The 26,230-nt window shown below is 60.8% G+C and carries 32 protein-coding genes; 17 read left to right on the top strand and 15 right to left on the bottom strand.

All coding sequences use genetic code 11. From position 1 onward, the window contains the following. Positions 1-72: 72 nt before the first annotated feature. Positions 73-651, top strand: a complete 579-nt coding sequence (locus ANI01nite_RS05835; protein ID WP_038990642.1) for a CDP-alcohol phosphatidyltransferase family protein — start codon at positions 73-75, stop codon at positions 649-651. Here ANI01nite_RS05835 and ANI01nite_RS05830 read toward each other — a convergent pair. Genes ANI01nite_RS05830 through ANI01nite_RS05820 form a run of 3 tightly spaced genes read right to left on the bottom strand, consistent with a single transcriptional unit; the run spans position 648 to position 2,452 of the window. Further along, positions 648-1,175 (bottom strand): 2'-5' RNA ligase family protein, encoded by a 528-nt coding sequence (locus ANI01nite_RS05830; RefSeq protein WP_141356656.1) that lies wholly within the window; start codon positions 1,173-1,175, stop codon positions 648-650. The two genes, ANI01nite_RS05835 and ANI01nite_RS05830, sit on opposite strands and share 4 nt — an antisense overlap. Before the next feature lie 4 nt (positions 1,176-1,179). Then, positions 1,180-1,707, bottom strand: a complete 528-nt coding sequence (locus ANI01nite_RS05825) for a GNAT family N-acetyltransferase (protein WP_141356654.1) — start codon at positions 1,705-1,707, stop codon at positions 1,180-1,182. Further along, complete coding sequence (locus ANI01nite_RS05820) at positions 1,700-2,452, bottom strand: class I SAM-dependent methyltransferase (protein WP_141356652.1); 753 nt, start codon at positions 2,450-2,452, stop codon at positions 1,700-1,702. The genes ANI01nite_RS05825 and ANI01nite_RS05820 overlap by 8 nt, the downstream gene beginning before the upstream one ends. 338 nt (positions 2,453-2,790) lie before the next feature. Between ANI01nite_RS05820 and ANI01nite_RS05815 the strand changes: the two genes are divergently transcribed. The 4 genes from ANI01nite_RS05815 (at position 2,791) to ANI01nite_RS05805 (ending at position 5,839) form a co-directional block, all read left to right on the top strand. Then, a complete protein-coding gene (locus ANI01nite_RS05815) occupies positions 2,791-3,939 on the top strand; it encodes an acetyl-CoA C-acetyltransferase (RefSeq protein ID WP_141356650.1) in 1,149 nt (382 codons plus the stop codon). 31 nt (positions 3,940-3,970) lie between these two features. Continuing rightward, positions 3,971-4,114 carry a hypothetical protein gene (locus ANI01nite_RS16650; protein ID WP_170214575.1) on the top strand — a complete coding sequence of 48 codons (144 nt, stop codon included), beginning with the start codon at positions 3,971-3,973 and terminating at the stop codon, positions 4,112-4,114. After that, the gene (locus ANI01nite_RS05810) at positions 4,111-5,310 is read left to right on the top strand and encodes an acyl-CoA dehydrogenase family protein (protein ID WP_141356648.1); all 1,200 of its coding nucleotides are present in this window, start codon (positions 4,111-4,113) and stop codon (positions 5,308-5,310) included. The genes ANI01nite_RS16650 and ANI01nite_RS05810 overlap by 4 nt, the downstream gene beginning before the upstream one ends. A 64-nt stretch (positions 5,311-5,374) precedes the next feature. Next, a complete protein-coding gene (locus ANI01nite_RS05805; RefSeq protein ID WP_141356646.1) occupies positions 5,375-5,839 on the top strand; it encodes a DUF8821 family protein in 465 nt (154 codons plus the stop codon). Positions 5,840-5,880: 41 nt separating this feature from the next. Here ANI01nite_RS05805 and ANI01nite_RS05800 read toward each other — a convergent pair whose 3' ends face one another. After that, the gene (locus ANI01nite_RS05800) at positions 5,881-6,723 is read right to left on the bottom strand and encodes an MBL fold metallo-hydrolase (protein WP_141356644.1); all 843 of its coding nucleotides are present in this window, start codon (positions 6,721-6,723) and stop codon (positions 5,881-5,883) included. Positions 6,724-6,748: 25 nt separating this feature from the next. Beyond that, the gene (locus ANI01nite_RS05795) at positions 6,749-7,714 is read right to left on the bottom strand and encodes an RluA family pseudouridine synthase (protein ID WP_141356642.1); all 966 of its coding nucleotides are present in this window, start codon (positions 7,712-7,714) and stop codon (positions 6,749-6,751) included. Positions 7,715-8,024: 310 nt separating this feature from the next. Between ANI01nite_RS05795 and ANI01nite_RS05790 the strand changes: the two genes are divergently transcribed. From ANI01nite_RS05790 to ANI01nite_RS05760, 7 genes are all read left to right on the top strand, one after another. Continuing rightward, positions 8,025-8,708, top strand: coding sequence for a histidine phosphatase family protein (locus tag ANI01nite_RS05790; RefSeq protein WP_141356640.1), 684 nt, complete (start codon positions 8,025-8,027; stop codon positions 8,706-8,708). 10 nt (positions 8,709-8,718) lie between these two features. Then, positions 8,719-9,258: a DUF3090 domain-containing protein gene (locus ANI01nite_RS05785; RefSeq protein ID WP_141356638.1), complete on the top strand. Its 540-nt coding sequence runs from the start codon at positions 8,719-8,721 to the stop codon at positions 9,256-9,258. Beyond that, a complete protein-coding gene (locus ANI01nite_RS05780) occupies positions 9,255-10,022 on the top strand; it encodes an SCO1664 family protein (RefSeq protein ID WP_141356636.1) in 768 nt (255 codons plus the stop codon). Before ANI01nite_RS05785 ends, ANI01nite_RS05780 begins: the two co-directional genes overlap by 4 nt. Positions 10,023-10,096: 74 nt before the next feature. Further along, the gene (locus ANI01nite_RS05775) at positions 10,097-10,936 is read left to right on the top strand and encodes an alpha/beta fold hydrolase (RefSeq protein WP_141356634.1); all 840 of its coding nucleotides are present in this window, start codon (positions 10,097-10,099) and stop codon (positions 10,934-10,936) included. 48 nt (positions 10,937-10,984) lie between these two features. Then, positions 10,985-11,371: a hypothetical protein gene (locus tag ANI01nite_RS05770; protein WP_141356632.1), complete on the top strand. Its 387-nt coding sequence runs from the start codon at positions 10,985-10,987 to the stop codon at positions 11,369-11,371. A 108-nt stretch (positions 11,372-11,479) separates the two neighbouring features. Then, positions 11,480-11,773, top strand: a complete 294-nt coding sequence (locus ANI01nite_RS05765; RefSeq protein WP_141356630.1) for a DUF4287 domain-containing protein — start codon at positions 11,480-11,482, stop codon at positions 11,771-11,773. A 531-nt stretch (positions 11,774-12,304) separates the two neighbouring features. Continuing rightward, the gene (locus ANI01nite_RS05760; RefSeq protein ID WP_038990656.1) at positions 12,305-12,727 is read left to right on the top strand and encodes a VOC family protein; all 423 of its coding nucleotides are present in this window, start codon (positions 12,305-12,307) and stop codon (positions 12,725-12,727) included. Positions 12,728-12,768: 41 nt separating this feature from the next. Here ANI01nite_RS05760 and ANI01nite_RS05755 read toward each other — a convergent pair whose 3' ends face one another. Beyond that, positions 12,769-13,182 carry a hypothetical protein gene (locus tag ANI01nite_RS05755; RefSeq protein ID WP_141356627.1) on the bottom strand — a complete coding sequence of 138 codons (414 nt, stop codon included), beginning with the start codon at positions 13,180-13,182 and terminating at the stop codon, positions 12,769-12,771. A gap of 15 nt (positions 13,183-13,197) precedes the next feature. Between ANI01nite_RS05755 and ANI01nite_RS05750 the strand changes: the two genes are divergently transcribed. Continuing rightward, on the top strand, positions 13,198-13,425 hold the full coding sequence (locus tag ANI01nite_RS05750; protein WP_141356625.1) for a PIN domain-containing protein: 228 nt from the start codon (positions 13,198-13,200) through the stop codon (positions 13,423-13,425). A gap of 162 nt (positions 13,426-13,587) precedes the next feature. Here the strand turns inward: ANI01nite_RS05750 and ANI01nite_RS05745 are convergent, their stop codons facing one another. Continuing rightward, a complete protein-coding gene (locus ANI01nite_RS05745; protein ID WP_141356623.1) occupies positions 13,588-14,637 on the bottom strand; it encodes a S66 family peptidase in 1,050 nt (349 codons plus the stop codon). A gap of 328 nt (positions 14,638-14,965) precedes the next feature. On the opposite strand from ANI01nite_RS05745, the gene ANI01nite_RS05740 reads away from it, so the two are divergent. Then, the gene (locus ANI01nite_RS05740) at positions 14,966-15,328 is read left to right on the top strand and encodes a hypothetical protein (protein ID WP_141356621.1); all 363 of its coding nucleotides are present in this window, start codon (positions 14,966-14,968) and stop codon (positions 15,326-15,328) included. A 146-nt stretch (positions 15,329-15,474) separates the two neighbouring features. Here ANI01nite_RS05740 and ychF read toward each other — a convergent pair whose 3' ends face one another. The 3 genes from ychF to ANI01nite_RS05725 form a co-directional block, all read right to left on the bottom strand. After that, positions 15,475-16,560, bottom strand: coding sequence for a redox-regulated ATPase YchF (ychF, locus tag ANI01nite_RS05735; protein ID WP_038990663.1), 1,086 nt, complete (start codon positions 16,558-16,560; stop codon positions 15,475-15,477). A 72-nt stretch (positions 16,561-16,632) separates the two neighbouring features. Next, positions 16,633-17,724, bottom strand: a complete 1,092-nt coding sequence (locus ANI01nite_RS05730; RefSeq protein WP_038990665.1) for a 4-hydroxy-3-methylbut-2-enyl diphosphate reductase — start codon at positions 17,722-17,724, stop codon at positions 16,633-16,635. 100 nt (positions 17,725-17,824) lie between these two features. Beyond that, a complete protein-coding gene (locus ANI01nite_RS05725; protein WP_170214574.1) occupies positions 17,825-18,967 on the bottom strand; it encodes an SH3 domain-containing protein in 1,143 nt (380 codons plus the stop codon). Positions 18,968-19,293: 326 nt separating this feature from the next. Here ANI01nite_RS05725 and xseA point away from each other — a divergent pair, with 326 nt between their 5' ends. After that, positions 19,294-20,556 (top strand): exodeoxyribonuclease VII large subunit, encoded by a 1,263-nt coding sequence (gene xseA / locus ANI01nite_RS05720; protein ID WP_141356617.1) that lies wholly within the window; start codon positions 19,294-19,296, stop codon positions 20,554-20,556. 28 nt (positions 20,557-20,584) lie between these two features. After that, positions 20,585-20,815 (top strand): exodeoxyribonuclease VII small subunit, encoded by a 231-nt coding sequence (locus ANI01nite_RS05715; protein ID WP_038990668.1) that lies wholly within the window; start codon positions 20,585-20,587, stop codon positions 20,813-20,815. Positions 20,816-20,832: 17 nt separating this feature from the next. On the opposite strand, the gene ANI01nite_RS05710 is transcribed toward ANI01nite_RS05715, so the two are convergent. The 4 genes from ANI01nite_RS05710 to ANI01nite_RS05695 all read right to left on the bottom strand — a co-directional run bounded on the left by ANI01nite_RS05710 (position 20,833) and on the right by ANI01nite_RS05695 (position 24,649). After that, positions 20,833-21,696 carry a PPK2 family polyphosphate kinase gene (locus ANI01nite_RS05710; protein WP_141356615.1) on the bottom strand — a complete coding sequence of 288 codons (864 nt, stop codon included), beginning with the start codon at positions 21,694-21,696 and terminating at the stop codon, positions 20,833-20,835. 223 nt (positions 21,697-21,919) lie between these two features. Continuing rightward, positions 21,920-23,140, bottom strand: coding sequence for a pyridoxal phosphate-dependent aminotransferase (locus tag ANI01nite_RS05705; RefSeq protein ID WP_038990670.1), 1,221 nt, complete (start codon positions 23,138-23,140; stop codon positions 21,920-21,922). A 92-nt stretch (positions 23,141-23,232) separates the two neighbouring features. Continuing rightward, positions 23,233-24,138 (bottom strand): glycine betaine ABC transporter substrate-binding protein, encoded by a 906-nt coding sequence (locus tag ANI01nite_RS05700; protein WP_141356613.1) that lies wholly within the window; start codon positions 24,136-24,138, stop codon positions 23,233-23,235. Positions 24,139-24,178: 40 nt separating this feature from the next. Beyond that, the gene (locus ANI01nite_RS05695) at positions 24,179-24,649 is read right to left on the bottom strand and encodes an NUDIX hydrolase (RefSeq protein ID WP_038990672.1); all 471 of its coding nucleotides are present in this window, start codon (positions 24,647-24,649) and stop codon (positions 24,179-24,181) included. A gap of 112 nt (positions 24,650-24,761) precedes the next feature. On the opposite strand from ANI01nite_RS05695, the gene ANI01nite_RS05690 reads away from it, so the two are divergent. Continuing rightward, positions 24,762-25,268 (top strand): Lrp/AsnC family transcriptional regulator, encoded by a 507-nt coding sequence (locus tag ANI01nite_RS05690; protein WP_141356611.1) that lies wholly within the window; start codon positions 24,762-24,764, stop codon positions 25,266-25,268. A 68-nt stretch (positions 25,269-25,336) separates the two neighbouring features. On the opposite strand, the gene ANI01nite_RS05685 is transcribed toward ANI01nite_RS05690, so the two are convergent. Further along, positions 25,337-26,170 (bottom strand): hypothetical protein, encoded by an 834-nt coding sequence (locus ANI01nite_RS05685; protein WP_141356610.1) that lies wholly within the window; start codon positions 26,168-26,170, stop codon positions 25,337-25,339. Positions 26,171-26,230: the final 60 nt, after the last annotated feature.

The raw sequence follows: 26,230 nt of genomic DNA, 5'->3' as shown, positions 1-26,230 counted from the left end.
GGCCAGCTGGCTCGCAGCCTTGTATATTGCGGCTCCGTGCGTCATCGTTCAACTAAGGGAAAGGGGAAAACAGTGGAAACGCGCGCGGTACGCAAACATGAATGGGCGACGATTCCGAACGCCATCACGATCATTCGTTTTCTCCTGGTTCTTCCCATCGTTGGCTTTCTGGTGGCCGATACCGAACCGGTGCTGACTGCGGTGCTGCTTCTTGCCTTCGGCCTCAGTGACTGGGTTGACGGGTTTATCGCCCGCAAGTTCAACCAGGTCTCGCAGCTTGGCATCCTGCTGGATCCCATTGCCGATCGCTTGGGCATCGTGGCTATCGCTATCGCGCTGGTAATTAGCGGAGCGATCCCGGTCTGGGTTGGCCTGGCCGTTTTCGTCACTGACCTGGTTCTGCTGTGCACCTATTTCTTCTTGCGCCTTGAATCCCCGCCGGCTTCCACATGGCTGGGAAAGATCCGCACTGCCATCATGATGCTGGGCCTGGCCTGCGTGGCCTTTGGCAGAATCCCCGAATTTACGGTGCTGGCCGCACCGGGCGTAGCCATTTTGGCAGCCGGCACGGTGCTGCATCTATTTGTCGGCTTCGGCTATCTGCGCATTATGCGTGCTTCGGCCAAAACGCAGAGGTCCTCGGCCAGCTAGTCACGGCCGTTGTGCTCCATGTCACCGGCCAAGAGCGTCAATTCCTGCAGCCGGGGCTTCCACAGTGCTGCCCTGCAAGCAGTCAGTTCCCTGAGCTGCGCTGCCGCCAGCTCATCCAGTGCACGGATATAGTCGGGAACGATCTCGCGTGGAAGGCGCAGGCCCATGGTCAGATGCGGGGTCCATCTGGGTCCTCGTCCGTCGGGATTCACGGCGCTGATTTCCCGGGCCGCCATTTCCAGGGCGTCGGTCGTTTCCAGCAGCCAGGCAACCGTCTGCTTGCGCTTGGTACCGAAAACAATCGTGCCCACCCGGTGGAAGCAGGCGGGGATGAGATCTGGGAGCAGTTCTGCGGCCCGCTGCGCTACAGCATCGCTCATGCTGGGCGAAAAGGTGATGGTGATATGCGGAGTCTGGTGTTGTGCTGGAAACCCTCGCTTTTCCAGCTGGGCAAAGATTTCCCGCACTTGCTGCTCCTGCTCGGCCGAGAAGCGCAACAGGATGTTATCTGGGGATCTGCTCATCCAGCTATTCCTTTCTCGTGCTGGTCACCGGACGCGTCCATGCGCATGACTTCTGGTCCCCTGCCGCATGGTTGCTGGCCTCCCCGGTAGGCCTGTAGCCAAGGCTCGTCCAGAACGGTTCCGCTTCGGCGGCGTTCGTATCGACAATCGTTATCCGGCAGGTGGTGATCGACGGATAATCCTGCACCAGCGCGAGTACCTCTTCATGGAGCTGCTTCCCCAACCCCTCTGCTTGCCTTGCGCCGTCAATCATGAGCAATCCGATGTGGACCGTGTCCGTTCTCGGCCAGCCGACAATCAGATCAGCGAATCCGACGAGTTCTGCATCCAGCCAAAGGCCAAGATCGATTTTCTGCTCGGCCCGCGCCGTCGGCGGCAGGGCGGTCAATGCCTCGATTGCGGCATCAGCTGCGGGAACTGCGCTGGTAACACGTTGCGAATACCCCGGGTTGCTTTCCATCAACCGCTGCAAGCAGGCTGCCTGTTCGATGGAAAACCTGGTTACCTGGAGCTGCGAAGACCGCTTATCCATGAGCCGTCTCCCCGGTTTTTCCCTTGGCCGCTTCAGCTTCGAAGATCATCAGCGGCTGCTCGCCGTTGAATGGTTCTCGCGTCCAGTCGCCCCAGATAGCGCGAACCTCGAACCCTGCGGCGGAAAGATCTCTACTGATCTGCTCGGCGCTGCGGAAGGCCAACTCCAATTTTTCGACCACTACTTCCTGCGACTGCTCGAACTTGGCGTAGGACATTAGGCGGACGACTCCCGGGCTGCTTTCGTCGGCATCGAACCATTCGGTCAGCGGGCCGAATGGCGTCTGCCGAGTGGTGGACTCTTCAGCATCCCACTTTTCCCAGGCACGCGTCGACGGGTTCCTGCTTTCAAAAGCCAGCACCGTGCCGGGCCTCGCAGCTTCGCGCAGTTGTTTCAAGGTTCGTTCCCACTGCTGGCCAGGGATGTGCTGGGCGACGTTCCCAGTCATCACCATCAAGTCGAAGGGCCCGCCTTCGATAGCCGAAGAATCGCCGTCGATCCAGGTGACTCTCCCAGCTTCGGGCCGACGCCTGGCGTAGGAAAGCATTACCGGTGAGGGGTCAACGCCTACGACAGTTCTTCGCTCGCCAACAAGCGTTACCGTCAAGAGCCCAGTGCCGCAGCCTAGATCCAGGATCCGTTCGGCTTGGGTTTCAGCCGCAAGTGCACGGTAATAATCATGATCCGGACCATCGGGATTATCCGTGTCGTAGAGTTCCGTGATTCGTGGATCATAGTCGGCCATGCTCACGTGGTCCTCTTCTGTTCCCAGAGTTTTCGGTCGAAGTGCGGGGGTGCGCAACAATTCTTGCCTTGCCTAGGTGAAGCCGGCTCATTGCCGGTTGCTTCGCTGCCGGCATGCACTGTCCCGTCAGACATCCTACGGTCCGCACCAATCGCGCAATAATTCTTCGCATGGAACTTTGCCCCAGCCGCTCCTACTAATCAGTAGTCGCTCCGGCACAACATGCGTATCCCCAAGCCAACCACATCAATTGTGACCTAGACAACTGATGGTGAATTGGGCATTGTTGGTTCAACAGACGTTTCCGGTCTGCTCGAAACCCCTAATGGAGGAGCTCCATGGCCGAGGCCTACATCATTGATGCGCTGCGTACACCGGTTGGACGCCGGGGGAAATCGCTGGCACAGATCCATCCACTGGATCTCGCTGCGGCACCGCTGGCGAAGCTGGTGACCCGCAACAACATTGACTCCGAGCAATACGATGAGATCATCCTCGGCTGCATCGACCAGCTGGGGCCCCAAGCCATGGACATTGCCCGCAACGCATGGCTGGCTGCCGGCCTATCGGAGCACGTACCCGGGACCACGGTGGAACGCCAGTGCGGATCCGGGCAGCAAGCGGTCTCCCACGCGGCGCAGGCGGTCATGAGCGGCACCAGTGACCTCGTCATTGCCGGCGGCGTCCAATCCATGTCCAGCATCCCGCTCTCCTACTCCAATGCAGCCGCCACGGACTTCGGCTTCCCTGACCCCTACTCCGGCTCCAAGCGATGGGCTGCACGCTACGGCGAGCAGGAAATTTCCCAGTTCCGCGGTGCAGAAATGATGGCGGAGCGCTGGGGCCTGGACCGCACCCAGTTGGAGGACTTTGCCGTGCGTTCCCATGAGCGCGCGTTGAACGCCCAAGCGCAGGGATACTTCGACCGCGAGATCCTGGCCCTGGATGGCTTGGCCGCCGACGAGGGCCCGCGCCCTGTGGACCGCGCCAAGATGCAATCACTGGCCCCGATCATCGACGGCGGAGTGCATACAGCGGCTACCGCATCGCAGATGTCTGATGGCGCCGCCATGCTGCTCATTGCCTCGGAGTCCGCGGTCAAGCGCTATGGGCTCAAGCCCCGCGCCCGCATCCACCACATCTCTGCCCGAGGCGATGACCCGGTCATGATGCTTTCAGCGCCGATCCGCGCCACCCAGCATGCTCTGGCCCGCGCTGGCATGCGCATCGAGGACATGGACCGCATTGAGATCAACGAAGCCTTCGCCGCGGTGGTCCTGGCCTGGCAGCAGGAAACCGGCGCCGACATGTCCAAGGTCAATGTCAACGGCGGCGCCATCGCCCTGGGCCATCCCATTGGCGCCACCGGCGCACGGCTGATGACCTCCTTGCTGCACGAGCTGGAACGCAGCGATACCCGCTTTGGCCTGCAGACCATGTGCGAAGGCGGTGGCCAGGCCAACGTCACCATCATCGAACGCCTCTAGCTTCCGGCACCGGCCACGAAGGACACCACCCATGAGCGCATTGCCCGCCACTACGCCGATGAAACCCGATGACCCGAACACCATTGGTGCGCTCATGCGCTGCAACCAATCGGGCAAATTGCTCAAGCGCAAGTCGCGCGCTGAACGCAACACGGCTTCGGGCGGCGCCCAATGAACCGCGACCCGTGGGCACCCTACGAGCTCGCCACCGCGGTGGATGTCGACTACCTGTCCGCTTTCGCGACTGCCACCGACGAGGATCGCAGGCATTGGGCTCGCACCCGGCAATACGGCGAAGAGATCCTGCCGGTCATCAACGAGCACTGGGAGAACGGGCATTACCCGCTGGACCTGGTCCGGCGCATGGGCGAGCTCGATCTGTTCACAGACGGGCTGAGGATCCCCGGCCACGCACACTTCTCCCCGCTGGCCGCAGGACTCGTAGCCATGGAGCTGTCTCGTGCCGATGGCTCGATGGCCGCGGCAGCTGCAGTGCAGGGCGGTCTGGTCTTGCGCAGCCTAAAATTCTTCGGCAGCCCCGAACAGCAGGAGCAATACCTGGAACCGGTGGCTTCAGGTAAGTTGCTCGGTGGCTTCGCGCTGACCGAACCTCACCATGGTTCGGACGCTGTGGGCCTGGAATCCAGCGCCCGGCGCGACGGGAAGCACTGGATCATCAATGGGCACAAGAAATGGATCGGCAATGGAGCTGCCGGCGGCATCACCATCGTGTGGGTGCGGGATGTTGCCGATTCGCAGGTCAAGGGGTTCATTATCGACCAGGGCACCCCCGGCTACGAGGCCGCCCCGGTGCGCGGCAAGGGCGTGCTGCGCGCCATCGAGCAGGCAGAGATCCGGCTGACGGATGTTCGCGTCCCGGAGTCCGCCCGTCTCACCGGGGCGGAATCGTTCAAGGAAGTCTCGCGGGCGCTGGTTGATACCCGGGTGAATGTCGGCTGGTCGGCTCTGGGCCATGCGCAGTTCCTCTTTGAAGCTGCACTGCAGTATGCCAAGCAGCGCACGCAGTTCGGCAAACCGCTCGCCGCACACCAGATGATCCAGGAACGCTTGGCGCAGATGCTGGCCGAAATCACCAACATGCAGTTGCAGTGTGCCGCCGTCGCCGGCATCCAGGCCGCCGGCCAGTTGAAGGACACTCAGGCATCATTGCTGAAGTTCCATAACACCCGCGCTGCCCGCAGGATCGCATCCACCGCGCGCGATCTGCTGGGCGGCAATGGAATCCTGCTGGAAAATCATGTCATTCGCCATGTCGGGGACATCGAGGCGCTGCACACCTACGAGGGAACGGAGTCGGTCCAGGCATTGATTCTCGGCAGGGATCTGACCGGCTTCAGCGCCTTCAGCTAGTACCGCGGAGTACGATAATGATGAATCTTGCGTTACCGCTTGGCCAACGACCGAAGGACTGCCCATGCCATACCTAGTCGATTTCAAGGACGTCTCCACCCAGGGCCTTGAGTCCTCGCCCGTTGCCGATGCACTCGCAGGCTTGCGCCCCAACGAAGCGCGTTATCTGAAGAACAAGTTCAACCACGACTTTGCCGTCGAGCAAGCGGCCGACGCTCAGGACACCATTGCGTGGGTGAACAAGATTCTTGCCGAAGAACGCGACCTGCACATCGCATCCACGCCGCTGCAGGCGACCATCTTCGAGGCCGACGGGGCCAAGCGCGCCTACGTCTTCTATGAGTCAGGCCTGTCCATAAATGTCCTCTACGGCTTGGAACCCGGTGAAAAGCGCGCCGTCGGCTTCAAGCTCAGTGATGGCATGGAGGTGCCAGATGAGCTGCAAGAGAAGTTCAAGTTCGCGCGGCAGAAGTCCAAGCTGGCAGGAACCATCCGCGGCTCCTACTTCGTGATCAAGAACGAATACTGACCTTTCGAAGAATGGACTGCTGCCCCGCGCTTTCGTGGATCCTACTGGGCACCCGGCAACTGCGCGTAGGCATCCTTGGCTGCCTCTAGCAGGAAATCAGCAGGCCACAACGCGCGCACTTCAGCCGGGAACACGATGTCCTTGATGGCTGTGCCGTTCTGAAGCGCCGCACCCAGGGTCGCTGCGAGCTGCTCGAAGCAGTGCAGTTGCTGGATCACGAATTCCCTTCCCACAGGTTCCCCGTGGCCAGGAACTACCACGTCACCGGGCTGGATGTGCTTTAGCAGGAATTCGAGCACTCCCGGCCAGCCCATTGGATGGGCGCCCGACCCGAACATCGGCGGGCCCGACTGCTCGATGATATCGCCCAGGAACCAGGTCTTGGCATCAGGAATATGGATCGCCAGGTCGGTGTCGGTGTGCCCTGCTCCCAACGGGATTATCCGGATGTCCCGCCCGCCGAGACTCAGCATGCAGGGTTGTTCCAGCAGGTGGCTCGGCGGTGTCACCTGCACACCGTCCCAATCCATGTCGGGTTCGAGTTCCGGCGAGCGCCGAACCAACTCAAGCCGGGGCTTCTCGAATTGCTCGAAATGCGCAGGGATCCGGTGATGGCCGTAAATCGGGATTCCCTGCTGGGCAAAGAGCTGATTGCCGAAGGTGTGGTCGTAGTGGGCGTGCGTGTTGATCACCGCAACTATTGGAAGACCAAACTGCGCTGCGGCCTCGTCGATGATTTCTCGTGCCTCGCGTTCGTTATTGCGGGTATCGATAATCGTCACGCCGTGTCCGCCGAGCACCGCGCCAACGGAAATATCCAACGGATCATAACGCCTCTGGAATACCCCCGGGGCTACCTGGTTCCAGATTCCTTCAATAATCATTGACCGTCCTGCCGGTTCTGCTTGGCTAGAGTCCTGCCTTCAGCAACTGTTTCCAGCGCTGCGGCATGGGTGCCTCGACCACCAGTTCCTGGCCATCGGGCTTGGGAATCACTAGCTTAGTCGCATGCAGGAACAGCCCGCGGCCTCCTAGCTGTTCAACACGGCGATTGAACTTCGCAAATCCATACCGGTCATCACAGGCAATCGGATGCCCTTGGCTTTGCAGGTGGACACGGATCTGGTGCTTGCGTCCGGTCATCAGTTGCACATCCAAGATGGTGGCGCGCTGTCCTACGCGTTGCCTTACCTCGACGCGGGTCTCGGCTCGTTGCCCGTGCGGGTCAACCACGACCTTGTCGGCGCGGCGCAGCAGCGGCGCGTGGATCGATTCGATGCCCTGCTTCCAGTGCCCTGCCACGAGCGCCAGGTAGTGGCGTTCAATTTCGTCTTCCCGGTCCCGGAGCAACTCATGCAGATAGCGCAGCATGCTTGGGGTCTTCGCCAGCACCAGGAGCCCTGAAGTGTCGCGATCCAGACGGTGAGTCAATTCCAGATCCGGCAGTTCCGGGCGCAACTGGCGGAAAACTTCGATCACGCCCGCAGGATTATCGGTACCTTGGTGCACGGCGATGCCGGCAGGCTTGTCGATGACCAGCACATCCTGGTCCTCGTGCACCACAGTGTTGCGCAGCCGCTTGACCAAGTACTCCGGGACGTCGGGGGCTGGCTCCCGGCCCGGTGCTGCATGCAGCGCCGGCAAGGTAATCTTGTCATTTTCGGCCAGCCGGTAGCCTTCTTGGACTTTCTTGCCGTTGACGCGCAAATGACCCTTGCGCATGAGCCGGAAAAGCTGCCCTGCCGGCACCGTTTTGAGCCGGGTCCTCAGGAACTTTTCGATACGCCGGCCGGCGTGCTCGCCGTCGATGACAATGGTGCGCGCCTGGGAATCAGACCGCACTTCTGCCGCTGGATGCTGGAAGACTCCAGGCAAGAACTATCACTCCATTTAGGGGCCATATCCAGTGGTGGATCATGGCGTCGCCGCTCACTGCGGGTCATTCTCAAGGGACTTCCGGGAGCCTGCCGCCCCGAATTGGCCAACCTTCATCGTACCCCGACGCCGTGATCCTGCACGAGTGAAGCAACAGGCAGGAGGTCTGAACTCACAAAATCTTCAGGAGCTATCAGGCCGTGATGAACATGGCGCGGAGCAACTGCCGATCCTGGCGGCCCTTTGAAATAGCACAAAGGATGCCGGTCCAATAGTCGCCTCGCTTCTTCTCGATGACTAGGCTGGGTTCATGGCCACAGTAATACTTGTACGGCACGGACGTACCACCGCCAACGCCACCGGCATACTGGCTGGACGCACGCCCTCCGTGTTCCTCGACGATACCGGGGAAGAACAGGCGATCCGCACCGCCGAGCGGCTAGCGGCAATCCCCCTGGCTGGCATCGTCTCAAGCCCGCTGGAACGCTGCGTGCAGACAGCGGAATTCGCCATGCAACAGCAAAGCAAAGCCGCACAATTGCTGATTGAGCCAGAACTCTCGGAATGCGACTACGGCCTGTGGCAGGGCCGCAAGCTGCAGGACTTGGCTGCCGAGGAACTTTGGAAAACAGTGCAGTCCGCGCCGTCAGCGGTGACCTTCCCGGGCGGGGAAGCCATGGCCGGAATGCAATCCCGGGCTGTAGCAGCCATCAGGCGCCATGACGCGGCGATCGAAGCCGAGCATGGTGCTGAAGCAGTCTGGGCGGCATTCAGCCATGGCGATATCATCAAGTCGGTACTGGCTGACGCGCTGGGCATGCATTTGGATCTGTTCCAACGCATCAATGTGGGCCCGGCGTCCGCATCGATTGTGCACTACGGGCCCGGCACGCCCCGCGTGTACTCCATCAACACCGACGCCGGAGACCTCTCGTGGCTAGCCCCCGGCCTCAAGACAACCGATGCCCCGGTCGGCGGCGGAGCAGGACACTAAGGAGACTGAAATGACGGCAACAGTCAACGAATTCAACTGGCCGGATCGCGTTGTCATCGGCACCATCGGCGCGCCAGGGTCCCGAACCTTCTATCTCCAGGCTAGAGCCGGTTCGGAGCTTTCCAGCATCGCCTTGGAAAAGCAGCAAGCCGCAGTGGTTGCAGAGATGATTGACGAGATGCTGGATCAGCTTTCCACCGTCAAGGGCAACCCCTTCAACGTTCCCGAACATACCCCGGTGGAACTGGTCGACAACGATCCGCTGGAAGAAGTGAACGAATCATTCCGCGTCGGATCCATGAATCTCGGATGGGACGCAACCGTAGCGCAGGTAGTTCTGGAAGCTTTCTCCCTGAATGACGAAGATGACGAGAACTTCGATCCGGATGGACCGGGCGCAGTCATGCGCGTGCGCATGCCCGTAGGCACCGCACGCGCTTTCGCGATGCGCACCCACGAGATCGTGGCCGCTGGAAGGCCGATGTGCGCCAACTGCGGTTATCCGATTGATCCGGATGGGCATACCTGCAGAGACGAGAACGGACAGTGAATGCGCCCGATCTGCTGACTGCGCAGCTGGAACTGACCGGCCGCATCACCACCGCTTCCAACGCGACGTTCTTGGGCAGCATCGGTGAAAAAAGCGTTGTCTACAAGCCCGTCGCTGGAGAGAAACCCCTTTGGGACTTTCCCCATGGATCACTGGCCTACCGCGAGGTTGCCGCCTTTCGAGTATCTGAAGCCCTGGGATGGAACCTCGTCCCCCAGACGTGGCTGCGCAACGGGCGATTCGGCGAAGGCATGGTGCAGCTATGGCAAGACATTGATCGGGAACAGCACCCAGTAGACATCGTAGCCGCGGACAATGTGCCTGAAGACGGCTGGAAGACCGTCCTGCACGGAGAGGACGAATCGGGGCATCAGATGGCTCTGCTTCACGAAGATACTCCTGCACTGCGACGCATGGCGGTCTTCGATGTGCTGGTCAACAATGCCGACCGCAAAGGCGATCACGTGCTAGCCATGCCAGATGGCCACCGCTACGGTGTCGACCACGGCCTCTGCTTCAATGAAGAGCACAAACTGCGCACCGTGCTTTGGGGATGGGTTGGCCAGCCGCTGACCGACGACGAACTGGCCGGTGTCCAGAGGGTCAGCGATGCGCTGGACGCGGATCTTGGGCAAGAACTGGCCGCGTTGTTGACCGGTGAAGAAATCGCCGCGCTCGCCGACCGCTGCACGGATCTGCTCAGTGAAGGGCGATTCCCTGCGCATCGCGGGCAGATGCCTGCCGTGCCCTGGCCGCTTTTCTAGCACGCAGTTTTCTGTTGACCGCAGGGCAGCCTGCAAGCCATTCTAGGAGTCGGATAGCAAAGGACAGGTCGCGCATGGGAACGGTCAAGGCAAACAAGGTAGACCTCGGTGTCGAATCCTTCGGAAACGAAAACGATCCATTGATTCTCCTCATTGGCTGCACCACCATGCTTGCCTGGCCCGAGGCCCTATGCGAGGCATTGGCTGCTGGTGGGCGCCATGTGGTGCGCTACGACCTTCGGGATTGCGGAGAATCAACCGCTGGGAACCCGATGAAACCCGCCTACAACCTGCGTGATTTAGCTGCCGATGCCGCGGCATTGGCTGAACTGCTGGATGACCGTCCAGCACATGTGGCGGGTATCGGGGTCAGCGGGATGATCGCCCAGGTGGCGGCGCTGGATTATCCTGACAAGTTTAGCGCCCTGACATTGGTTGGCACACGGCCGGTAGCGCCAGGACCGGTGGACAATGATCTGCCAGACCATGACCAAGCAACCATGGGCAAGCTGTTCTCCCGCCCAATGCCAGATTGGGCAGACCGCGAGTCCGTTGCCCAGCACTCCGCCGAGGGCTCCCAAATCCTTGGCAACGATCCGGAAGCCGCCCTGGATCTGGCCTCCCGCATCTGGGACCGTACGGCGAGCGCAGAGCCAGAAGTCCACATGGCAAACCAGATCGGGATTGTCTTTTCCAAGTTGGACTGCACTCCACGCTGGCGCGAACGGCTTCCCGAGTTAGCTATCCCCACACTGGTCGTACACGGAGCCAAGGATCCGTTCTTCCCCGTCGGCAATGGCGAAGCGCTGGCCAGGGAGATACCGAACGCTTCCTTGCTCGTGCTTGAAAACGCTTCGACTGCCATACCGACTTCTGCCTTCTCCCAGGTTGCTGATTCAATGCTGCACCTGTAGGCAAGCAGCGATTCGAGCACTAGTCACAGGCCAATATAGACTTTCCTCATGGATCATCGACCGCCCCGGACGCCAGGCGAAGAACTTAGGCCTGCTGAACTAGAGCTGCTGGCTTTGCTCTGCAGCGGCACAGATGCTGAATCGGCTCTAGCCCGGCAGCAGTTGGAGTTTGCACGTTGGGGCGGCTACGAGTTCGAGGACTGCGAGTGCTTCTTGATTTCGTTCATTAGCAAGCGGGATTGCCGCAGTATCCGGCATGGCGGTGGCCCGTTCTCCACCGTTGACGTTGGAAAAGGTGGAGAACACCTTGGGCAACTGACTCTTTGGGTTGTTGACGGATACCTTCACTCGGTGGATTACATGCCTTTTGAAGATGACCCCGGGCACCTGCCAACTTCCGAAAATTACACGTTGGAATTCGTCGGACGGAACTAACCTTCTCGACAAGGCTTGGCCGGCACGAGCCTGATAACTCTGTTGTCCGGCGCTTCGCTTCGGTAGTAGTATTCGTGGCACATATTCAGGCCTTCGAGAGGATTCGCCATTTCATTCCAGGCCTATCTGGACACCATCGAGAAAAAGACCAGACTTACTCCGCGCCAGCTAGTCGGTATCGCCCACGAAAAAGGACTAGACCAGGAAGGTGTCAAAGCCGGGGAAGTCCTGGCTTGGCTCAAGGATGACTACGAACTGGGAAGAGGACATGGCATGGCATTGGTGCATGTCATCCAGAAGGGACCTGGCATCTCCAGCAAACATGTTGGATCCGGTGGCACGCACAACGACGAATCAGATGTGCTTTGGCTCGACGGCATCGCGACGAAGCCGTCCAAGTGAGCCAAACGCGAAAGCTAAAGATCCTGATCGCCAGGCGTCGTTCCGGACTCCTCCCGTTGGTCGCGAACTGCAGTAACGGCTGAAACGGCCAATGAAATCGCTATGGCGATCCAAAAACTGTCAAGAGCTTCAAGCACTGGCCTACCTGAAATGAGGCAATAGGTCGCAAGGAACAAGGCCAGACCCGCGACCGAGACGCCGAGGTACACCGCGACTCGTTTCCAGGCAGACTTGGAAAGCCTCCGCATTAGTTCTCCAATCATTTTCTCTATACCGTGGATCATTTCAGATTCTGCGGGATGAGGCACTGGGCGCTTCCACGTTCGAATACTGAATGCATCAGCCGAAATTCCCGGGAAGGGTTCGGCCTCTGCCCGTCCGGCCGAGGCTCGGTCTGGACTCGATCATCAAGAAGATGAACGTTGAGCTATCAGGCACCAGGTCAACTGATTGGTCCGGCAAACGAAAACTGCATACGAAAGACAGGCCGTATCCGTTGCGGGAAGCGTCGGGTTGGACCACACTTGGGGCATGGGCCACTTCCGGACTCCTCAAGTTGTTCTATTCACGCGTGATATCGACCGCGCGACAGCATTCTATGGTGCGCTGGGCTTTCGGGAAGTGTTCCGCACGCCCGAAGCGGGAACGCCAATCCATGTTGACCTCGCCCTCGACGGGTACAGGCTCGGCCTAGCCACCGAAAGCAGCACCCGCAAAGACCATGGGCTCAGCCCGGTCGCCGACGGCCAGCGCGCCGCGGTGATACTTTGGACCGATGATGTCCCGGCAGGCTATGACCGTCTCATCGGCTTCGGTGCGAAGCCTATTAAGGCTCCGTCTCCATGGCTCGATCGCTTGCTCATCGCGTGGGTCGAGGATCCGGACGGGCACCTCGTACAGATTGTGCAGCACCATGTCCAGCCACAGGACACTGTGCACAGTCCTACGCGTTGACCACGAACGCCACATGACTGGGGCACAAGCCGGTCCCAGGGTCAGCGAGTCATGTGTTCCTCGTCTTCGGGCGTGATGATCATGCCCAAGGGAATCGAACCCTTGGGATCATAGGTGGCATCCAGTGCGGATTGCTGTCCGGTCACCGATGAAACACGTGGTTCTTCGATAAGCCGCGCCACCATGGGCTCGACGACGTTTTCGGTATGTTCGGCCGATGCTTCGTTGAATTTCTTAGTCGCGTAAAGTGCCGAGGGGGCGGCAAAGACGAGAGCCAGGATAAAGGTGATCACGCTGATCAAGCCCTCCCCGCTAAAAATGCCGAACAAGGCGATGAGAAAGAGAATCCCGGCAATGACAATTGGAATTATGAGCAGGGCACTTTTTTGATCATCACATGTCCACCCCAGATACTCGAGTACTGCTACTCCGCCAGGACCGCGGAGGAGTACCACGAACTCAGGAAAGACATGGATGAGCTGCTGGGAGCCTGGAAGCACCCGAACGAATCCACCGTACTGGACATCCAGCAAGTCCTCTGGGACAACGGACTTATGCGTGCCGCAGCAGCATGCAATTGCCTCATTGCCGCCTACGCCGTCGTCAATGACGCAGTTGTCCTGAACTCAGATCAAGACTTCGGCTACATCGAGACAGCCACGAACGGTACCGTCCGCCAAGAATACATCGCTGGATGAGACTTTTCGCAGCAAGCCAGAATGCACAAATACCCCGGACTTATTGAAAGAATCCGGGGCATTGGGCCGAGTCAATTACACATTAAATCTAAATTCGACCGCGTCGCCGCACATACCAACCTCTGAAAGTCCACTGTGGTGCGCTTTGCCGAATCGCGCCTACTAGTACTCGCCTACAACGGTTCGATTTGCTCCATCGAGAGTGATCCTGCCTCCGTGGGGGACGATCCACTGCGGGCGAGTGTGCCCGAAGGGCAGGCCGACGCATACGACCGCGTCGGAGTTGTAGCGTGTGACCTGCTCGATGATGGCGTCCCGTTGGTCAGCACGGAAGCGGGAACGCTCGGATGCGGGCGGCACGGGTGCGCCCAGGGCGCTGGCCGGTGGGCGTGCAACAAGTACGCCGGCGACCACTTCGAGCACGCCTCGCTCGCCCAGTGCGCGCACCCAGCGCATGACGTCATCCGCCGACGGCGTGTCCTCGCTGGTCTCGAGGAGCAGGATTGCGCCTGCAAGGTCGCTGAGATCAGGCATCCGGTCAGCGACGGCGATCTGGTCGATGACCTCGATACAGCCACCCCAGGTTCGACCCGAGACGGCCCTTTCTGGCCCCGCCCACCGCCAGGGGTCGGTAGCTTCGCGATCGCCGAACTCGACCAACGCGCGCGGATCCTCCCACGGTCGCCCGAAGTCTTCCGACTCCCCCGGCTCGGTGAGCTCAAGGGTGCCTCCATCGAGCAGAGCCGCGCGAAGCGACTTCACATGGATGTCATCGAGGTGCGGACCCGCGCCGAGGTGCACTTGGGTGGACCCACCGTAGAAGCTCGTAATGCCGAGGTTCCAGAGAAAGTTGTGCAGGTTCGTGTTGTCGCTGTAGCCGAGAAATGGCTTCGGATTCGAAGCGACCACGGCAGCATCGATGTGCGGGATAACGGTCACCTGGTCATCGCCGCCGATCGTGGCGAGCACGGCACGGATACTCGGGTCGGCGAACGCCGCGGTGACGTCAGCGGCACGAGCCTTCGCGCTCGCACCGAGCTGCCGAGTGGTCGGGTACTCGACAGAAATCAGCCCCGTTGCCTCAGTCAAGCGCCGCATCGCCTGCTCATGTACGGCAGGCGAAACCGCTGGTGCCGCGAATGCCGGCGAGATCACCGCAACGCGATCACCCGGACGAGCTTTGGGAACAGATTCAAACGACTTCACGAGCATCCATCCATCCATTAGAGCAGAGAGTGCTGAGGGCACTACTTACGCGCCAGATGACGCGAACGCGATGGAGCGGCCATGGCCCCATCGCCCTAATGCGGCCACCTCAGCACTGCCGTCTCATCCTTCGGCGATCACTGAACGCTCGCAGACGGAGCGGACCTGGCAATGCACATCCAGAGGGATGCACATCCAGAGGTTAGAGCGCAAAACGAAATTCCACCACGTTGCATCAGCGCTAGCGCTGTGCGGAGAAGCCGCACCGTCCGAAGCGACGACCGCGCAACGTGCAGTTCCCGGCGGGACATTCGCTGGGCAGTACCATTGTTGCATGGACAGAGTTGCGCTTATCGCGAGGTTCATCGACCGCCAGTATGTCTCGGACGAAGGCGATGTCCGACAGAACGTCGAAAGCCTGTTCGCCGCCGACCTTGTCTATCGCACGGGCGAGCAGACGCTCAGCCGTGAGGATCTTGTCGTCATAGGAACCACGGTGCGGGCGACCCCGCAACGATCCCGGCACATCGAAGCACGAGATTTCGAGCAGGAGGGAGATACCGTTCGATGGCGCCTCTCGGCACACCTGCCCGCGACTGACTCCGAAGACGAGGATCTGCATCAAGAAAGCGTCGTGACCGCACTCTTCGGTCCCGACGAGAAGGTTATCCGGGTGTGGTCAACGCCAGCCGCGTAAGGATGCCGAACCTGTCGTACCCACCGCCGCATTTCGTCAGTCCACGGCGCATGAAAGCGGGCGGGGCGGGCGAACCATCGACCATGCCTCATGCACATGACCACGATCCCCAGTCCTTCTAGCCGCGCGACAAGCGCCACCACGCATCAGACGTTGAACCGGAACTCCACGACGTCGCCGTCCTTCATGATGTAGTCCTTGCCTTCGATGCGCGCCTTGCCGGCGGACTTGGCGTTGGCCACCGAACCTGCGGCGACCAGGTCGTCGAAGCCGATGACTTCGGCCTTGATGAAGCCGCGCTGGAAGTCGGTGTGGATGACGCCTGCAGCCTCGGGTGCGGTAGCGCCCTTGCGGACGGTCCAGGCGCGCGATTCCTTCGGGCCTGCGGTCAAGTAGGTCTGCAGTCCCAGGGTGTCGAAGCCGACGCGGGCCAGCTTGTCCAGGCCGGATTCCTCGATACCGGCATCCTCCAGCATCTCGGCGGCCTCGTCTTCTTCCAGCTCGGCCAGCTCGGCCTCGAACTGGGCGTCCAGGAAGATCGCCTCGGCAGGGGCCACCAGCTCGGAGAGCTTGGCCTGCATGTCCTTGTCGGCCAGGCCGGCCTCGTCGGTGTTGAAGACGTAGATGAACGGCTTGGTGGTCATCAGCTGCATCGGTGCCAGCTCGTCCATGTCGATGCCGGCGGCCTTGCCGGCGGCAAACAGGGTCTTGCCGTCCTCGAGCACCTTCTGGGCTGCGAGCAGGTTGTCCATGAAGGACTTCTCGATCTTCTTGCTGCGCAGTTCCTTCTCCAGGCGCGGCAGCTGGTTCTCGATGGTCTGCAGGTCGGCGAGGATCAGCTCGGTGGCGATGGTCTCGATGTCCGACTCCGGATCGACCTTGCCGTTCACGTGGATCACGTCATCGTTCACGAACGCGCGGGTCACCTGGCAGATGGCGTCGGCTTCGCGGATATTCGCGAGGAATTTGTTGCCCAGGCCTTCGCCCTCCGAGGCGCCCTTGACGATGCCGGCGATGTCCACGAAGGACACGGTTGCCGGCAGGATGCGCTCCGAGTTGAAGATTCCGGCGAGCACCTTCAGGCGCTCGTCGGGCAACGGCACGACACCGACATTGGGTTCAATGGTTGCGAACGGGTAGTTGGCTGCCAGCACCTGGGCACGGGTCAGCGCGTTGAACATGGTGGACTTGCCGACGTTGGGCAGTCCGACGATTCCGATAGTAAGAGCCACGGGAGAAAATTCTACCTTTTACTAGTGATGAGCGCGCAATGGTGTACTGGCGCTTGAATTCTTAGGGTGAAATCAGGCCTGCGGGCGAGCGTGGCCGCCCAGGGCGCGATCCTCGTCCCCGGCTTCCTTGAGCTTGCCGCGGATTTCCTTGGGCAGCGAGAAGATGATGTCTTCCTGCGCGGTGGTGACCTCGGAAACGTCGGTGAAGCCGTACTCTGCCAGCAGCGCCACGACCTCGCGGACCAGCACCTCGGGCACCGAGGCGCCGGAGGTCACGCCGACGGTGGAGACGCCCTCGAACCAGGCCTCGTCCACCTCATTGGCGAAGTCCACCCGGTAGGCGGCCTTGGCGCCGTGGTCCAGCGCCACCTCGACCAGGCGCACCGAGTTCGAGGAGTTCGCCGACCCGACCACGATCACCAGATCCGACTGCGGCGCAATGTTCTTGATCGCTGCCTGGCGGTTGGTGGTGGCGTAGCAGATGTCATCGCTGGGCGGATCCTGCAGGTTCGGGAAGCGCTCGCGCAATCGGCGCACGGTTTCCATGGTCTCGTCCACGCTCAGCGTGGTCTGCGAGAGCCAGATCAGCTTGTCCGGGTTCTTCACCTGGACGGTGTCGGCTTCCTCGGGGTTGTTCACGATGGTGGTGACTTCCGGAGCCTCGCCGTAGGTGCCTTCGACCTCTTCATGGCCTTCGTGGCCGATGAGCAGGATCTCGTAGTCGTTCTTGGCAAAGCGCACGGCCTCGCGGTGCACCTTGGTGACCAGCGGGCAGGTGGCGTCAATGGTCTGCAGGTTGCGGTCCGCGGCGGACTGCACCACTGCCGGGGAAACGCCGTGGGCGGAGAAGACCACCAGTGCGCCTTCGGGCACTTCCTCGTTCTCCTCGACGAAGATTGCGCCGCGGGACTCCAGTTCGGAAACGACGTGCAGGTTGTGCACGATCTGCTTGCGCACGTACACCGGCGGACCGTAGTGCTCCAACGCCTTTTCAACGGCAACCACTGCCCGGTCCACGCCTGCGCAGTAGCCGCGAGGAGCGGCCAGCAGGACCTTGCGCTCGGTGACCGTCGGAGAGGCGGCTGCAATTTCGGCCGGGGTGCGGCGCACCCGCGGGATCCGAGGCATTGACAGCGAAACCGTTGTGGAAGTGGAAGTAGCCATACCTCCATTCTACGAAGTGCATGCAAGTTAGCCCATGCTCATATGATGCGCGCCACCCTCCCGCGACTGTGAGATCTGCCTCCGCAGCGTGCCTGCCGGTTCAGCACGGCAGGGAACTGGGCAGCAGCACCGGGGTGCGCACCACGGCTCCGGTGCCATCGGACCCGCGGTAGGCCCGGCAAACGCCCACGGAACGGGCGCCGAGGTTCGCCTTGATCTGGCGCAGCGCATCGGGCGAGAAGCCGTACCACTGCATGTGCATCAGCACGGTATCCCCGGGTAGCGCTGCCGAAGCCCGGGACACCGTTATCGACTTTGATTTCACGTCCCAGTCCCGGGTGTCCCGCGACCAGGTCCAGATAGCCATGCCGCGGCTGTCGTAGCCGCAGCGCACCGAACCGTCGATGGCCCCGTAGGGCGGGCGCCCAAAGTTAGTGTGCACCCCTGAACCGCCCAGCTGCGCGCCGGTTTGCTGGCAGGACAGCGGACGCAGGTCCGGGTGGCTGACCGAATGGTTGATCACCCATTGGCCTTTGGCCCGGGCCAGGGCGGCCAAATCCACACCATAGCGCGATTTGAACGATCCGAGGCAATCGCCGGTGGGAGCTATCACCAGGCCGATATTGCTGCTGGCTGCGTAGTCCACCACCGAGGTGAAGGAGCTGAGCGTTCGCGGGCAGTCATCGAAGGTGAGCACTACCCTGGATGTCCGGTTTGGCCCGGTGGACTGCGGTGCCGACGGCGGCTTCGGATAACTGGTCACGTAGCTGCCGCTGACCCAGCCGGTGTACCCTGCATAACTGACTTTGTACCACCCGTTGGAAGCGCGGGCGTAGGCAGGCACCGATTTGCCTTTCGGGATGCTCAGCAGGATCCGGTAGCTGGTGGATGGTCCGGTGCGCAGGTTCAAGTCATCGAGCGTGCGCACCGTTGAAGCGACCACGTAGTAGTCGCTCACGTAGCCGGTGTACCCGTTGTAGCTGACCTTGTACCAGCCGTTGGACGCACGCCCCGAGACCGGGACCGAGGTCCCTTTGGGTATCTGCGCCAGGATCCGGTACGCGGTCGAAGCACCGGTGCGCAGATTCAGGTTCGCCGTCGTGCGCACCCGCACCGGCCAATCGATGGATAGGGCGCCGGCAAGCGACACCGTTGCGGCGGGAACCGCCGCAACTACCGGTGCGGGCACCGAGGCCGCGGCGGGCAACGGAATGGAACCGGTAAGCAAGCTGAATGCTGCCACCCAAATCCACCCCGAACGTCCAATAGTCCTATTCCCCAATGCCCCAAGCATGGCCATGAATCCTTCTCGAAATCTTCCCCGATGCTCAATAGTGTCCACCCGCACAGTGCCCCTCGCAATGCCCGGAGTCGGGCTTGTCCGAATCGTTGAAAAACCCCATTTCCCCCGGCCCAGCAAGGCCCAGCAGTGTTGAAAATCTCCCATAGCGAAACCTGCTCTACACCGGTTGCCACCGGGCCCGGCTACCGGCAATCCGGCCAGCCGTCGGTGCCATGCGGTAATCTCACAGATGCACCAGAGATTCGATTTTCCAAGGAGCGGCCCCTATGGATCACCAAGCCCCCGCCAGTTTGCCGGCCACCGCTGGTCAAACTACGGCGGACAATCCTTGGCCGTTGCGCCTGCTCTCGGAGAAGCTGAGAATCCACATTGAGAACTCGCCGGTGGTTTGGGTCGAGGGCCAGCTGCTGGAAGCCAATGTGCGCAATGGGCACGCGTACATCACGCTGCGCGATGTCGATGCGGACTTCTCCTTCTCGGTGACCATTTGGGCCTCGACAATGCGCCGGCTGGAATCCACCCCGCAGGTTGGATCGCGCGTGGTAGCCCAGGTCAAGCCGAGCTTCTACGCCAAAACCGGCCGGCTTTCCTTGAATGCCACGGATCTGCGCCCGGTTGGTTTGGGCGAGCTGCTGGTGCGCCTGGAACGCCTGCGGCAAGCCCTGGGGGCAGAAGGCCTCTTCTCCCCTGAGCACAAGCGCCCGTTGCCTGTGCTTCCCAACCGCATTGGCCTGATAACCGGACGGGATTCGGATGCGGAGAAGGACGTGCTGCGCAATGCCACTCTGCGCTGGCCATCGGTGCAGTTCAAGGTCATCAATACCGCAGTGCAGGGCGTGGATGCCGCCAACCAGGTCATCGCCGCGTTGCAGCAGCTGGATGCGGACCCGGAGATCGATGTCATCGTGATCGCCCGCGGCGGCGGCGCGTTGGAAGACCTGTTGCCCTTCTCCAATGAGGATCTGGTACGTGCTGTCTTCTCCGCTGCCACACCGGTCGTCTCGGCCATCGGGCACGAAGCGGACCGCCCGATCCTGGATGATGTGGCTGATCTTCGCGCCTCGACCCCTACTGATGCGGCCAAGCGGATTGTCCCTGATTTGCATGAGGAGTTCGCCGGCTTGGAAATGGCCCGCAGCCGCCTGGACCGTTCCATCAACAACCTGCTGCAACGCGAGGCCCAGATGCTGGCATCGGTACGCGAACGCCCCGTTCTGGCCAACCCCCAGGTGATGGTCTCCTCCCGCGCCGAAGATCTGGAGCGCTGGAAACAGCGTTCCACGGATCTGCTGCGCCATCGCGTGATGCGCGCCAGCGACGAGATCAACCACCTGAAGAACCAGATGCGTGCGCTCTCCCCGCAGCAAACCCTCGACCGAGGCTATTCGGTCACCCAGCTGGAAGACGGGAGCATCGTACGCGAAGCCACCCAGGCACCAGCGGACAGCAAGCTGTTCATCCGGGTGGCATCAGGACAACTGGTCGCGAAAACCCTTGAATCCGTCCCCGCCGGCGAGCACGCAAACTAGCCGCCCCACATACCAAACTGGAGTAATCATGACTGCACAGATCCCTGAAGACATTGCCAAGCTCTCCTACGAGCAGGCTCGCGAAGAACTGCTGACAGTGGTCAACCAGCTGGAAACCGGCGGCGTGGCGTTGGAAGCCTCGTTGGCGTTGTGGGAGCGCGGCGAAGCCTTGGCCGCCCACTGCGAGAACTGGCTCAACGGCGTATCGCAGCGCCTGGAGCAGGCCCGTGCCAACCACGAGCAGGCAGCCGGCGAGTAGCGTCGCATTGCTGCGGATTACTTCGCCGCTTCGAGCCGGGCCTGTTCGCGCTTCACATCGAAGGTAGCAGCAGGCCAGTCCGGAGCCACGCGCTCCAAGGCCGCCAGCAGCAGCTCGGCGACGCACAAGCGGGCCTTCCACTTCTGGTCAGCGGGAACGATATGCCATGGTGCATTCTGGTTATCGGTGCGGTTGATCGCCACCTCGTATGCTGCCTGGAAATCATCCCACAGGAGCCGGTCGTCGACATCGCCGGGCGAATACTTCCAATGCTTGTCGGCACGCTCCAAGCGCTCCGCGAGCCGCTCGTATTGTTCCTCGCGGCTGATGTGCAGCATCACCTTGATCGGAAGGATTTCCTGCTCAAGCAGCTGCTTCTCGAAGTCGACGATTTTCCCGTAACGTGATTCGATCACATCCGGGCTTGCGTAACCCTTCACCTTGGCGACCAGCACGTCTTCATAGTGGGAACGGTCAAAGACTCCTACCAATCCCCCGGCAGGCAACTGCTTGGTGATGCGCCACAGGAAATCATGCGCCGCTTCTTCTTCGGTAGGCGCCTTGAAGGCATGATGCTCGACGCCCTGCGGATCCAGCATGCCCAGGACATGGCGGACAATCCCGCCCTTGCCCGAAGTATCCATTCCTTGCAGCATGAGCAGCACTGCAGGCGCCGTCCCGCCAGATACCGAGGCGGCAAACAACCGTTCCTGCAATTCCGAGAGCAGCGGTGCCAGCTCGACCATGCGTTTCTCTGCAGCTTTCTTGTCCTGCGGGGCATCCGCGGGCCACCACTGAGCATCCTTGGTCGCACGCTGAGAAAGCTTCAGGCCGGGTTCTGCACGCAACGCTTCGATCAGGTTTGCAGGGTAAGCGCTCATCAATGACTCCTCAAGCATGTGTGGAAGTACTGCTCTTCGTTGTAGTCAGCCTACTGTCGCTGGTGGCATGGTGAGAAGAGGGAATGGCCAACGCTCCCCCTGCCGCAGTTGCCTCCACGAAGCACCCCGGACCTCCCGGGACCTTGCTCTCCTGGCGCTCCCTTTAATTACAACAGGCCCAGAATCACGTCAGCGATTCTGGGCCGGTTCGGTTCGAGGCAAGTTAGGCGCGAGTACGCCAGTCCTCCAGGAACTGTCCGATGCGTCCAACCGCATCAGTCAGGTCGCGCACGTTCGGTAAAGTGACCAAGCGGAAGTGATCAGGACGGACCCAATTGAAGGCGGTGCCCTGGGAAATCAGGATCTTCTGCGCCTTAAGCAGTTCAAGGGCAAAAGTCTCGTCATTGTGGATCGGGTATACCTCTGGATCCAGCTTTGGGAACATGTAGAGCGCACCCTTGGCCTTCTGCACGCTCACTCCTGGAATTGCGGTCAGCAAGTTGTAGGCCGCGTCGCGCTGTTCGAGCAGGCGTCCGCCAGGCAGGATCAAGTCGTTGATCGACTGGTAGCCGCCCAAGGCGGTTTGGATTGCGTGCTGCGCCGGCACGTTGGCGCACAGCCGCATGTTGGTCAGCAGATTGATGCCTTCGATGTAATCCCCGGCTTGGTGCTTGGGCCCGGAGATCGCCATCCAGCCCGCACGGAAGCCGCACACGCGGTAGGCCTTGGACAGGCCGGAGAAGGTCAGGATCAGCACGTCATCTGCCAACGAAGCGGTATTGATGTGCACTGCGTCGTCGTAGAGGATCTTTTCGTAGATCTCGTCAGAGAACACGATCAGCCCATGCTTGCGCGCCAGTTCGAGGATGCCCTCCAGGGTTTCCTTCGGGTACACCGCACCGGTGGGGTTATTCGGGTTGATGATCACAATGCCCTTGGTGCGATCGGTGATCTTCGCTTCCATATCTTCAAGATCTGGAAGCCACCCTTCTTCTTCGGTATTCAGGTAGTGCACCGGGGTGCCGCCAGCCAGCGAAACCGATGCGGTCCACAGCGGGTAGTCGGGGGCTGGAATCAGGATCTCGTCGCCGTTGTTCAGCAGCGCGTTCAGCGAGAGGGTGATCAGCTCGGAGACGCCGTTGCCCAGGTAGATGTCGTCAACGCCGATGGTCTGGATGCCACGGGTTTGGTAGTACTGGGAGACGGCGGTGCGTGCCGAGAGAATACCCCGGGAATCCGAGTAGCCCTGGGCATTAGGCAGGTTGCGAATCATGTCAACGAGCACCGCATCAGGCGCCTCGAAGCCGAATGGCGCGGGATTGCCGATGTTCAGCTTCAGGATGCGGTGTCCTTCGGACTCCATGCGCGTGGCATGCTCCAACAGCGGGCCACGGATATCGTAGAGGACATTGTGCAGTTTCGTTGATTGCTTGAATTCTGCCATGATTACACTTTCTCACGTCAGGTGCGATCCACACACCTTATTACTCGACCGCTATGGTCAGCGGCCGAAATCTTGGGAGCGCTGGCTAGGGCCTACTCTTCAATGATCCATTCCCAACGGGCGGCCGCTTGTTCCGGGCTCAGGCCGTCTTCTTGGCTGACCATCCGATTCAGGTCAACGAGCGACTGTTGCGAGAATTCACCGGTGATGCTGTTCAACTGCGCCCGAGCTTTGTCATCCACGTCGTTATCGGCCAGCAGCATGTAATTCTCCGCGTTGAAGAAGCTTGCGCTTCCCGGAATGCTGTAGAAGCCCTCATCCGAGATGACTGCATTTCCGGCGCTCAGCACCACCGCGCTGTCCACCGAAGTGCGCAGCTTGCCTGCCAAGTTCGCGGTCTGTTCTTCTACGACTTTTGGCTTCTCGCAGCCCGCATCCTTCAATGCAGTTTTCAAGGATTCGGAGCTGGCTTCATCGCTGATGATCGTCAGATCAGCGCAGGCAGCAATCAGGGTTTCTACGGAATCGACCTTGTGCAGGGTTGCCTGAGCTTGGCTCATGACCAGGATCTTGCCGGCATCAGCAGGGCTGAGCTCCAAAGCAGTCACTTTACCCTCAGCGTCATTGATGGCACTGCGCAGGCTTTGGGATTCCTCGGCACTGAGCAGCTGGTCTTCGCCGGTGATAGCTGCCGGATCAGCAGCGAGGGACAGTGCTTTGGCCGCTCGGTCCAACGCCAGGTCGGCTTTTCCATCAACAACCTGCTGGTAGGGATTCGCCGCTGGCTCGTTCAGCGATGCCTTATAGCCTTCGGCTTTCAGGGCGTTGGCGTAGACATGGGCCAGGGCCTGGTCAGCCGGCTGGGTGCCGGCAGCAATCCGCAAGGTGATCTCCTTGCTCGGCTCTGTTGTTGGCGTTTCGTCTTCAGTGCACGCAGACAGGGTGAGCAGCAGTGCTGCGCTGAGCATGCCGACGGTGATGGAATTTCGCAAGTTCATGTCCCTATTGATTCTAGGGCAGGTCACCTGCGATCCGTTGCTACTTGCCGGGTGCGGTCAGTCGCAAAATGCTCTCGACGCGTTCAATGCAGTTCAGCTTGGCAATCTCCTCGCGCGTGAACCAGGCCGCCTGGCTGGTCGAGCCGTTGACTTCATGGCGCAATTCGCCACCGGTCAGCCTGGCACGATAGGTGACGGCCACCGTTTGCATGGCGTGGCCTTCGCCCGAGTAGCGTTTCGAACCGGGAATAACTCCCGTGGTGACATCCAGGAGCTCCAATGCGTCTACGGCGTAGCCGGTCTCTTCATAGACCTCACGGCGGGCGCCTTCCTCGATAGGCTCCCCCAAGTCGATACCGCCACCTGGAAGGGACCAGCGCGGCGTGAAGCGCGGATCGCGATGACGCATATCCCAGAGCGTAAGCAGTACCTTTCCTTCGTGTTCCACCAAGCAATAGGCTGCCAGCCTGGTATCGAAGGATTCACCGGTGTGCTCAGAACGACGTGTCATATCCCCAATATATCCGTTTGTTCACCGATTATTTGTTCGTACGCGGACGGCATACTCCGATTTTTACCTCAAAGATCCCGCTGATGCCTTGCGAATATGATGAAATATTATTATGGCCCAGCAATCAGAGCTTTCATCAAACGTCGATCTGGACGGAATCGATCGAATCATCATCGACGAATTGGTCGCGAATGCGCGTATCTCCAACGCAACCCTCGCACAGCGTGCCGGCATCGCACCATCCACTGCGCTGCTGCGTACCCGTTCCCTGGTCGAACGCGGCATCCTCACCGGCTACCACGCCGAGGTGTCATTGGCAGCTGTCGGCCGTACCGTGCAGGCATTGATCTCGGTCAAGCTGCGGGCGCACGATCGCGAGAAAATCGATGCGTTCGTGGCACGCATTCCGCAGCTGCCTGAGGTCCTCTCCATGTTCCATGTATCCGGCGGCACCGACTACCTGCTGCATATCGCGGTTGGCTCCACCGATGCGCTGCGGGATTGGGTGCTTGATAACCTGGCGACCGATGAGTCGGTGGGCCATACCGAAACCACCTTGGTCTTCGCTCATCACCGCGGCAATCGCGGACCGCTGCCATTCGACGACATGATCAGCTGACGGCAATTCATAGACGTGTGGCCCGGACCTTGGGAAAGGTCCGGGCCACACGTCTTTGAGCTTGGATGTTATGCGCGACGGCGCTGCATGACCGCATCTAGGTTCAGGCGAGGCGTGGACCCTGCGGAAACAGCCGGCGCGGCTTCTGGCGCCGGAGCCACCGGAGCAACGGCTTCCTTGTCTGCCGGAGCGCTCTCGGAACGCTTGGCAGCAACCGATGGAACTGCTGCGCGCTCTTCAGCTGATACCTCGGCAGCCAGGCGCTTGGCGTCCTCCGATGCCTTCAGGCTGATCTGCTTGCTCGGGCGCAACTGCTGCTGGACATGAAGCGCAGGCTTGTGGGTACGATGTGCACCCTGCTCAGCTGCCTTTTCCGCAGTTTTGGCAATCCGCTCAGTGGCTTCCACATAGGTAGGCTTAGGGACACGCGTTGGCTCCCAGGTCTCCGGCTGCTTCACGCCGCCGTGGCCGTGCGCCACGCGCAGCGCTTCGGCACGCAGCTCTTCAGCGGTAATTGCTGGAGCACGGCGGGAAGAACCTGGTCGGGCGTCAAAGACCTCGTCCTTTTCATGCTTGCGCGAGACGACCTGATTGGCGGCGTCGTCGAAGGCCGGGGTCTGCAGCGCCTTCTGCCGGGTGGCTTCGAGGTGCTCAAGCAGCTTGCGGTTGCGGTCGCGCACAGCCAGGCCGCGCAGGGTGGCGAAGGAAGCGACGGCAACCAGCGCGAACAAGCCGACGGCACCAAAGGTCAGGGCCGTGAACGGAGCCAGGATGAGACCGACAACGGTCGCGATGACTGCCAAGGCACCAACGAGTGCGACGGACAACCGGCCATAGCGCACACGAATCTTGAGTTTGGTCGCAGCACTTTCCTGCGGAGCGCTCTGTGACGTGCCAGCCATGTGGGTCCTCCATCACCGATTGATTCGGTCAAATCCTTGTGGAACCAAATATGGTTCCGT

It is taken from the genome of Glutamicibacter nicotianae, from assembly GCF_006539525.1.
Classification (GTDB): Bacteria; Actinomycetota; Actinomycetes; order Actinomycetales; family Micrococcaceae; genus Glutamicibacter; species Glutamicibacter nicotianae.
The sequence above is the reverse complement of the archived record's forward strand: the minus strand, read 5'-3'. Positions and strand labels throughout refer to the sequence as shown.